This window comes from Deinococcus pimensis DSM 21231 (assembly GCF_000519345.1).
Classification (GTDB): Bacteria; Deinococcota; Deinococci; order Deinococcales; family Deinococcaceae; genus Deinococcus_A; species Deinococcus_A pimensis.
This window is the reverse complement of sequence record NZ_KI912631.1, coordinates 5,686-14,206: the sequence shown is the minus strand read 5'-3', so window position 1 is coordinate 14,206 and position 8,521 is coordinate 5,686. Positions and strand designations below refer to the sequence as shown.

The 8,521-nt window shown below is 69.0% G+C and carries 6 protein-coding genes and 2 pseudogenes; 3 read left to right on the top strand and 5 right to left on the bottom strand.

What is annotated here, in order from left to right; all coding sequences use genetic code 11:
- Positions 1-655: 655 nt before the first annotated feature.
- From DEIPI_RS35290 to DEIPI_RS0104225, 3 genes are all read right to left on the bottom strand, one after another.
- On the bottom strand, positions 656-1,207 hold the full coding sequence (locus tag DEIPI_RS35290; protein WP_084473946.1) for a tyrosine-type recombinase/integrase: 552 nt from the start codon (positions 1,205-1,207) through the stop codon (positions 656-658).
- A complete protein-coding gene (locus tag DEIPI_RS35285) occupies positions 1,208-1,693 on the bottom strand; it encodes a site-specific integrase (RefSeq protein WP_052351610.1) in 486 nt (161 codons plus the stop codon).
- A gap of 64 nt (positions 1,694-1,757) precedes the next feature.
- Positions 1,758-2,681, bottom strand: a complete 924-nt coding sequence (locus DEIPI_RS0104225) for a diacylglycerol/lipid kinase family protein (RefSeq protein WP_245588511.1) — start codon at positions 2,679-2,681, stop codon at positions 1,758-1,760.
- A gap of 104 nt (positions 2,682-2,785) precedes the next feature.
- On the opposite strand from DEIPI_RS0104225, the gene DEIPI_RS0104220 reads away from it, so the two are divergent.
- The 3 genes and pseudogenes from DEIPI_RS0104220 to aspS all read left to right on the top strand — a co-directional run bounded on the left by DEIPI_RS0104220 (position 2,786) and on the right by aspS (position 6,516).
- Complete coding sequence (locus DEIPI_RS0104220; RefSeq protein WP_342667498.1) at positions 2,786-3,100, top strand: IPT/TIG domain-containing protein; 315 nt, start codon at positions 2,786-2,788, stop codon at positions 3,098-3,100.
- Positions 3,101-3,186: 86 nt separating this feature from the next.
- A pseudogene (gene hisS, locus DEIPI_RS28410) lies at positions 3,187-4,470 on the top strand (histidine--tRNA ligase); the annotation flags it as partial.
- A gap of 282 nt (positions 4,471-4,752) precedes the next feature.
- Positions 4,753-6,516 carry an aspartate--tRNA ligase gene (gene aspS, locus DEIPI_RS0104210; RefSeq protein ID WP_027480955.1) on the top strand — a complete coding sequence of 588 codons (1,764 nt, stop codon included), beginning with the start codon at positions 4,753-4,755 and terminating at the stop codon, positions 6,514-6,516.
- Between the two features lie 343 nt (positions 6,517-6,859).
- On the opposite strand, the gene DEIPI_RS0104200 is transcribed toward aspS, so the two are convergent.
- Both DEIPI_RS0104200 and DEIPI_RS38930 read right to left on the bottom strand, forming a co-directional pair.
- Positions 6,860-7,420 (bottom strand): hypothetical protein, encoded by a 561-nt coding sequence (locus tag DEIPI_RS0104200; RefSeq protein ID WP_169737017.1) that lies wholly within the window; start codon positions 7,418-7,420, stop codon positions 6,860-6,862.
- 782 nt (positions 7,421-8,202) lie between these two features.
- Positions 8,203-8,521, bottom strand: a pseudogene (locus DEIPI_RS38930) (hypothetical protein); the annotation flags it as partial.

Sequence of the window (8,521 nt, the reverse complement as noted above, 5' to 3'; positions counted from 1 at the left end):
GGAGGTGACGGCGCCCACGCGGGGTCGGCTGCTGCTGGGCGTCGCGGTGCCCGACGATCGTGGGGCGTTCACGGTGGTGACGGCGGTCCGTCCGTCCGCCTCCGCGGAGGCGGTGGCGGGGGGTGCGGGTGACCCGGTGTGGCTGGAGGAGGAGTGATCCTCCCTCGCTCCATCTTCCAACATAATACGACTTATGGAGAAAATTGGAGTGAAAGAGAGGGTTGTGGAGACGCCACCCCACAACCCCTCCAACCCAGCTACTTTTCGAACTGGAATTCGCCGCCAGCGCAGCCCAAATCCCAAGCTGACCTGACGAGCTGATTCAATTCGGCCAGACGGCCGGTCAGCGTGATCGCGAGGACTCGGCGGTCCACTGATTGCCTTGTGAGGCGCACGGTTACCGTTTTGGGTAACTTCTTACGCCATCTGTAAATCGCCTCGCGATCCACGCTTGCAGTGTCGAGCGTGATGACGACACAACGATCCCTGAGCCTCATAGTATTTACCCTATGTAGAATTGCCTTTCCATCATCCCCGCTTCCGCCGTCCGTGCCGGGCAACGTCTCACACGCCCCTCGAAAACTGTCCTCACAGGATCGCCGTGAAGGCCCCTCGGCACACGCACGGGTATCCCAGGTACCCCCCGGCGCGTTCCTCAGCGTTCGTCGTCCTCCATCTTCTGCAGGGCTTCGAGCCTGAGGTCCGCGTCGAGCTTGGCGTAGATGGCGCTGGTGGTGACGCTGGCGTGCCCGAGGAGGTCCGCGACGACGTGCAGGTCCCGCGTGGCGCGGTACAGGCGCGTGCCGGCGGTGCGGCGCAGGGTGTGCACGCCGTGCATGTCGCGCGGCAGGCCCGCGCGGGTGAGGTAGCCGTTCACGATCTCACGCAGGCCGCGCGTGCTGAGGCGCGCGCCGAAGCGTGCGGGGCTGAGCGACACGAGGAGCGCGTCCGCGTCCCTCACCTCGCCACGCAGACGCATCGCCTCACGCGCGGTCAGCCACGCGCCCAGCGTGTCCCCGACGCCTCTCGTGACGGGCACGCGGCGGGCCTTGCCGCCCTTGCCGCGCCGCACGTGAACCTCCCGCAGGGCGAGGTTCACGTCCGAGGCGTCGAGCGCGACGATCTCGGCGGCGCGCAACCCGAGCGTTGCGCCGAGAGCGATGATTGCGGAGTCCAGTGCACCCGCGGCACTGCCCTCGCCGTGCACCTAGCCGGGCAGCGCGAGCAGCACCTTCACCCGCTCGGCGGGCTCGGCGCGCTTGGGGGTGTGAGCGGGAGTCACGTCGACGGGCGGCCGGACGTCACGGGTGGGATCGTCGCGGCGCGCTCCGGCCCAGGCGAGCGCCCGGAAGAGCGCGCGGACGCCGTACAGGTACGTGCGGACGCTGCCCACCTCCAGGCCGCGCGCGCGCAGACTCTGCACGTACGCGCCGATCGCGTCCTCCCCGAGCTGGTTGAGGGCGTGCCTGGGCGCGTCCGCCGGGCCCGTGAAGTCCAGGAAGCTCCGCACGGCCAGCGCGTACGAGCGCAGCGTGGCTTCGCTCACGTCGCCCGCGCGTCGGCTGCGCAGACGCAGGTGGTGCGTCACGAGGTCCGTGAGGACGTCCGCGTCCTGCGTGTGCGCGGCGCGCAGGGCTTCCCTGCGGCGGGAGTCGGGGTTGGTCCAGCGGCTGGCGAGGACGAGGTCGGTCACCTCCTCATCGTACTGCCGCTTAGTGTCATAAGCGGCAGTACCGCGTGCGTGCGTCCGCTGCCGTTCAGGTGCGGACGTCGTCGCGGGTGGCGCGGGTGAGGAACAGCGCGGCGCCCGGCAGGACGCGCGCGGTGACGGGCAGGCCGTGCGTGAGGAGTTCTCCGTCGTACTGGACGGGGAGGTCGTGGTCGGCGGTGACGGTGACGGCGCGCGCCTGGTACGTTTCGAGGTTCGTGTCGAAGATGGGGTCGCCGAGGCCATAGCGGCTTCGTACGCTGTCGATGAGGTTCGGGAGGAGGCTCAGGGCGGTGGGGCCTTTCACGACGACGACGGTGAGGTGCCCGTCGGTGGGGTCGATGCCGCTCGTGACGGGAAGGCGGAAGTTGGCCATGCCGAAGTTGGCGAGCAGGACGCTCATGCCGTCCGTTTCGACGCGTCTGCCGTCGAGGTCGAGGGTGAAGCGGGTGATGGTGGGCGTGATCTGCCGGGCGGCGCCGAGGACGTACGCGGCGACGCCGAGGCGGGGTTTGAGGCGTTCGCTTTCGCGGATCATCTCGGCGTCGGCGCCGACGCCGGCGATGAGGGTGAAGCCCCAGCGGCGTGGTCCGGCGGTGATCTCGGCGAGGTCGGTGCGGACGGTGTGTCCGAGTTCGAGGATGTCGGCGAGGTCCTCGTGGGCGGCGGGGCCGGGCAGGTCGAGGTTCTGCGCGATGAGGTTGGCGGTGCCGGCGGGGAACGCGAGGATGGGGACGTTTGTGCCGCGCAGTTCGTAGGCGACGCTGCTGACGGTGCCGTCTCCTCCGGCGGCGACGACGGCGTGGTGGTCGCGGGCGTCTCTGACGTGGTCGGGGCAACGTTCGGGGTCGTCGAGGGTGCGTTCGGTGACGTGGTGGCCGCGCGCGTGGAGGGCGGCCCTGAAGGCGTTCACGTCGGCGTTGCCCTGTCCGGATTTCGGGTTCAGGAGAAGTAATACACGGCGTGAACTCATTTGACCATTCATTATGACAGACATTAGACTTTCCTCACGGAGGCGATGAAATGAAGCGTGTTCTGGTGTGTTCCATACTGCTCCTTCCCGTTCTGGCCGGATGCATGCCGCGCACGCAGGCGGTGGCGGGCGTGACCGTCACGCCGATGCTGTTCAAGGTGAGCGAGTCCGCCCGCGTCGGCGAGACCGTGACCGTGCAGGGCCGTTACCTCGGCGGGCCCTCGACGGGCCGCGTCCGGATCGGCGCGGACGAGCGCGGCCTGGGCGGCTTCGTCGTCCCGAAGGACGCGGTGGTGTCCTGGACGGACTCGCAAGTGGTCTTCAAGGTCCCGGCGGGCGCGCCCGCCGGGGGCAGTTACCTGTTCGTGGAGGTCGGGGACATGCGCAGCACGTCCCTGCCGTTCAGCATCCGGCAGTAGACGCCCGCGGGCGTGAGGAAGGCCGGGCCGCGCGCCCGGCCTTCCCTTTTCGCGCCGCCGTCGCCGTGCGCGCTACACTTTCTCTCATGGCTCTTGTGAACCGACCTCAGGGCACCTTCGATCAGCTGCCCGAGGGGTCACCGAAAATCGAAGCTCACACGCGGGCGCGCGCGCAGCGGTACGTGACGGACGTGGCGGGCGCGATGCTCGAACGTGCGGGGGCGCAGCTGATCGTGACGCCCCTGTTCGAGGAGGCCGAGGTCGTCAGGCGCGGTGTCGGCGGCAGCACCGACATCGTCCGCAAGGAGATGTTCAGCGTGTTCTACCAGGGTGAGCACGGCGGGTACGTGCTGCGCCCCGAGGGTACCGCGCCGATCGTGCGGGCGTACCTCCAGAACGGCCTCAAGCAGCTGCCGTCGCCGCTTCGGCTGTGGACGCACGGCCCGATGTTCCGCGCGGAGCGGCAGCAGCAGGGCCGCTACCGGCAGTTCCATCAGGTGGACTACGAGGTGCTCGGCAGCGAGGACCCCGTCGTGGACGCCGAGGCGATCGCGCTGATGGTGGACGTGTACGCGCGGCTCGGGGTGCGCGGCACCCGCGTGAAGCTCGGCAGCGTCGGCGATCCGGAGGACCGCGAGGCGTACAACGCGTACCTGCGCGACCTCTTCGAGCCGCACGTGGCGCGCCTCTCGGACGACTCGAAGGACCGACTGACCCGCAACCCCATGCGGATCCTCGACAGCAAGAGCGAGGGCGATCAGGCGCTCATCGCGGAACTCCGCCCCGAGGCGCTGCTCGACCGCCTGGGCGTGGAGGCGCGCGCGCACTTCGACGCTGTGCGCGGCTTCCTCGACGCGTGGGGCGTGCCGTACGACGTGGACCCGGGCATCGTGCGCGGCCTGGACTACTACCGCCGCACCGCCTGGGAGGTGCATCACGAGCACATCGGCGCGAAGAGCGCTCTCGGCGGCGGTGGACGCTACGACGGCCTCGCGGAGATGCTCGGCGGTCCGCGCACGCCCGCGGTGGGCTGGGCCTTCGGGGTGGAGCGCGTTCTCCTCGCGATGCACCAGGAGGGCGTGGAGGTGCCGGACGGGGAGCGTCCCCTGCTGTACGTCGCGGCGCTCGACGAGCAGTTCGTGGCGCTCGCGGCGCGCCTGGCGTTCACGGCCCGCGCGAACGGCGTCGCGGAGTACGCGATCACGCCCCGCAAGCCCGGCAAGGCCATAGGTGAGGCCCTGAAGAAGGGCGCGCGCTACGTGGCGTTCATCGGGTCGGACGAGGCGGCGCGCGGCTACGTCAGCATCAAGGACCTCGACACGGGCACGCAGATGCCCGTCCCCGTGGAGGCGCTCGACGACATCCTCGCGCGGCGCCTGAGCCTGCGGAGCGGCAACATCGCCGACATCGTCCTCGAACTGCTCCTCACGGACACCACGGTCCTGAACGGCGCGCGGCTCGCGCAGACCGTCGTGAGTGACGCGGAGGTCACGCGCTTCGCGCGGGCCTTCACGAACAAGGCGTTCCTGCAGGGCCTCACCCTGCCGGGCGCGGCGCGGGCGCCCGAGCCCTTCGCGGGTCTCACGCCGGGCCGGTCGAAGAGCGCCGTGACCCTCTGGAATTTCCTCGACCCCACCCTCTAAGGAGTCATCATGCACCGTACCCATTACGTCGGCGACCTGCGCGCCGAGCACGCCGGTCAGACCGTCGCGCTCGCGGGCTGGGTGAGCCGCGTCCGAGAGTTCCCCGACCAGTCCTTCGTGATCCTGCGTGACCGTGAGGGCGTCGCGCAGGTCACGGTGGAACGTGACAACCCCGCCTTCGAGACGGCCCGCAGGCTCCGCGCGGAGTCCGTCGTGCGCGTCGAGGGTGTGGTGCGTCTGCGCGGCGAGGGCCAGCGCACGAGCGCGTACCCCACGGGTGACGTGGAGGTCATCCCGACGTCCGTCACGGTGCTGAGCGCCGCGCAGACGCCGCCCTTCCCCGTCGAGAACGCGGAGGGCGTGAACGAGGACCTGCGCCTCAAGTTCCGCTACCTCGACCTGCGCCGCCCCGAGATGCTCGCGAACCTGCGCCTGCGCTCGCGCGTGCAGGCCGCCATCACGGCGTTCCTGGACGCGCAGGGCTTCGTGAACGTCGAGACGCCCATGCTGACGCGCAGCACCCCCGAGGGCGCGCGGGACTTCCTCGTGCCGAGCCGCCTGAACCCGGGCGAGTTCTACGCGCTGCCTCAGAGTCCGCAGCTGTTCAAGCAGCTCCTGATGATCGCGGGCGTGGACCGCTACTACCAGTTCGCGCGCTGCTTCCGCGACGAGGACCTCCGCGCGGACCGCCAGCCGGACTTCACGCAGCTCGACATGGAGATGAGCTTCGTCACGCAGGAGGACGTCCTCGACCTCAACGAACGCCTCATGCGGCACGTGTTCCGCGAGGTGCTCGGGGAGGACCTGCCGAGCCCGTTCCCGCGTCTCACGTACCACGACGCGATGGACCGCTACGGGAGCGACAAGCCCGACCTGCGCTTCGAGCACGCCTTCACGGACGTCACGGACCTCTTCGCGGGCAGCGAGTTCAAGGCCTTCGCGGACGCGGTGGACGCGGGCGGCGTCGTGAAGGTCCTCACGGCGGGCGAACTGACGAGAAAGCAGATCGACGAGCTCGAACGCGTCGCGAAGCTCAAAGGCGCGCGGGGCCTGGCGTGGCTGCGCCGTGAGGGCGAGGGCTTCACGGGTGGCATCAGCCGTTTCACGGGCGCTCAGGCGCGGGCCCTGCTGGAACGCACGGGCGTGCAGGAGGGCGGCACGCTGCTGTTCGGCGCGGGCGCGTGGCGCGGGGCCGTCGAGGCGCTCGGCGCGGTCCGCGTGGCCCTGCGCGACCTCCTGAACCTCGCGTCGGACGGTCCGCGTTTCGCGGTCGCGTGGGTGACGGACTTCCCGCAGCTCGACCTCGACCCGGACACGAACACCTGGACGTACATGCACCACCCCTTCACCGCGCCTCACCCGGACGACGCCCACCTGTTCGGCACGCCCCGGCAGGGTGAGATCCGCGCGCTCGCGTACGACCTCGTCCTCAACGGCTTCGAGGTGGGCGGCGGCAGCATCCGCATCTTCGAACCCGCGACGCAGACGCGGATGTTCGAGGCGATCGGCTTCACCGAGCAGCAGGCGCGCGAGAAGTTCGGGTTCTTCATGGACGCCCTGACGTACGGCACGCCCCCGCACGGCGGCATCGCCTGGGGCTTCGACCGCCTCGTGATGGTCATGGCGGGCGCCGCCAGCATCCGCGAGGTCATCGCGTTCCCGAAGAACAACCGCGGCGCGGACCTCATGGCGCTCGCGCCGTCCGAGGTGGACGAGGCGCAACTGCGCGAGGTGGGCGTGGCGGTCGCCGCGCCCGAGGCGACGGCGGACTGAGCGGGGCGTTCGCGGGGGAGGCTTCTCAGGGGGAGCCTCCCCCGTTCGTCTGCCGGAGTCGAGGGCAGCGGGACGCAAGATGTCACATTTAGTGAATAGTTTCACGATACATCGAGCCAGTGAAAAGCGTTTTGTCTAGACAGGTCAGTGGTCACTTCCCTTATCCGGGCACCACAGCGTCGACCGACAATTGGCCATCGAGAATCCGCGCCCTGCTCCTCTCCAGGCTACACGCCACGCCGCGACGTCCTCGACAGGACCATCAGCGAGGCCATCCCCAGCACGAAACGCTCGAAGGCAGGGAACGCCCCCGGTCCGACGAGGTCCGGGGGCGTCATTCACACTACCGACGTTGCTGAGGTCGATTGACCTCCCTCACGGGGACATCCCGCTCTGGTGTTCCCGGATACTCGGCGACCGCCCCGGGAGCCGGAAGGACGTCCCTGAACGTTGGCGTACTGCACTCGACGTCCACGCCAGGACCGTCCTTCTTCCGGACGACGACGCAGACCCTCTCCTGTCGCACCTTCGGCGTCCGCCGCACCCCCGGTGTCCGGCGAGATGACCGGGATGCCGCGCTCGCCTGCGCCACGAGCCGGTAAAGGTCCATGTTCTCGATGTCCTGCGGGAAGTACGCCGCCTTCCCCGACTTGCGCACCTCCGTCCGAGGTGGATTGTCCGGATCCTTCCGGTCCCCGGGATTGTACTGGGGGGTCTTGAACTGGTTCCGCGTCTGCGGCGGCCGGTACTGGGGTTGAGGGTACTTCTGGATGACCGGCGGTGTGGTCCGGCGGAGGTTGCCCTCCGGCTTCTTCTGCCCCACCCCCGCCCTGGGCGTCGTCCGCCGCCCGTGATCCGCCGGAGCGGGTGTGGTCGCCAGCGCGAGCAGGTCCGGGAAGATCATCGACCTGCGCACGGGAACGTCCCCGGGAACGGCCGGACCGGGTGAGCGCCTCTCGCAGACCTGCCGTCCCCCGCCGGGCCCGGGGACGAGACGGCAGTCGTGCAGAGCGCCGTCCTCCTCCACGTTCGGTGCGGACCGAGGCGGAGTGCGTGGCACCGTACCGGGCCGGGTCCGCCCGGGAAGCGAGGAAGGCGCGGGCGATGGTCCCGGCCGAGGCGAGGGCATCGCGGTCGGCTGCGCCCACGGGAAGGGCCACAAGGCAATCAGAGGTGCCAGTAAAGAGACAGTGATATTCATCGTATCAAACTACAATGACTGGTCATTTATAAGGAAAGCACTCCCAGCCGCATGGGAAGGGAGTGCCACTATTAAATCAACATGCCGACGATTTAGACGAGCTCAACGAATAAGTTGAGGACGCGTGTCTTCGGCGAATCACCTCGTCTGCGCTGAGGTGGTTGTTTCCCGGGCAAAGCCCGTTGCTGCCCGGAAGGCAGGCAGGAAGTGTGCGTGGTCACGGCGCAGTCAGGGCTGAACCCTGGACTTGGCTGCGGCGTGGCGTTAGTTTTCTTCCACGGCCTGTTGACAGGACGGGTACCTCCTGTGATTTCACGGAATGGCGAGACATCCGCACCGGCAAACGCGGGCGAGGAAACGACTATGGTGCCAACAACAGCACCTGCAAAGAAAACCGCCTTCATAGAAATTCTCCACAAAACATTATGAACGTCGAATTTCTCCGACACCCCCACCCTACCAGCGCCCGGCACACGCCCGGGGTATTACGCCACGTCGTCCGTCTCGAACATCCGCGCGGCGTCCCGCAGGAAGCGCTCGAACGCCACGTTCAGCGCGTGGATGCGCGCGTCGTCCGGCACGTCCTGATCGCCCTGACCCAGCAGGTACAGCGCGCGGTTCACCTCCAGCCCGAACGCCGGCACCCGCCGCGGCCTCAGCGCGCTGCTGTAGCGCACGCTCAGGGGGTCCGCGCTCCACGGATGGTTCAGCGCGATCTCGCGCGGCACGTCCCCCGACGCCAGCACGATCGGCCCGAAATGCACCTCCGCGAGCCGGTGCAGCGCCCGCGCGCGCGGCGCGTCC

Bases quoted from the DNA above. Each gene is read 5' to 3' on its own strand.
- DEIPI_RS0104220 (WP_342667498.1), top strand. From the start codon at position 2,786: ATGCCGCGCACGCAGGCGGTGGCGGGCGTGACCGTCACGCCGATGCTG.
- DEIPI_RS0104225 (WP_245588511.1), bottom strand. From the start codon at position 2,681: ATGAGTTCACGCCGTGTATTACTTCTCCTGAACCCGAAATCCGGACAG.
- DEIPI_RS0104200 (WP_169737017.1), bottom strand. From the start codon at position 7,420: ATGATCTTCCCGGACCTGCTCGCGCTGGCGACCACACCCGCTCCGGCG.
- aspS (WP_027480955.1), top strand. From the start codon at position 4,753: ATGCACCGTACCCATTACGTCGGCGACCTGCGCGCCGAGCACGCCGGT.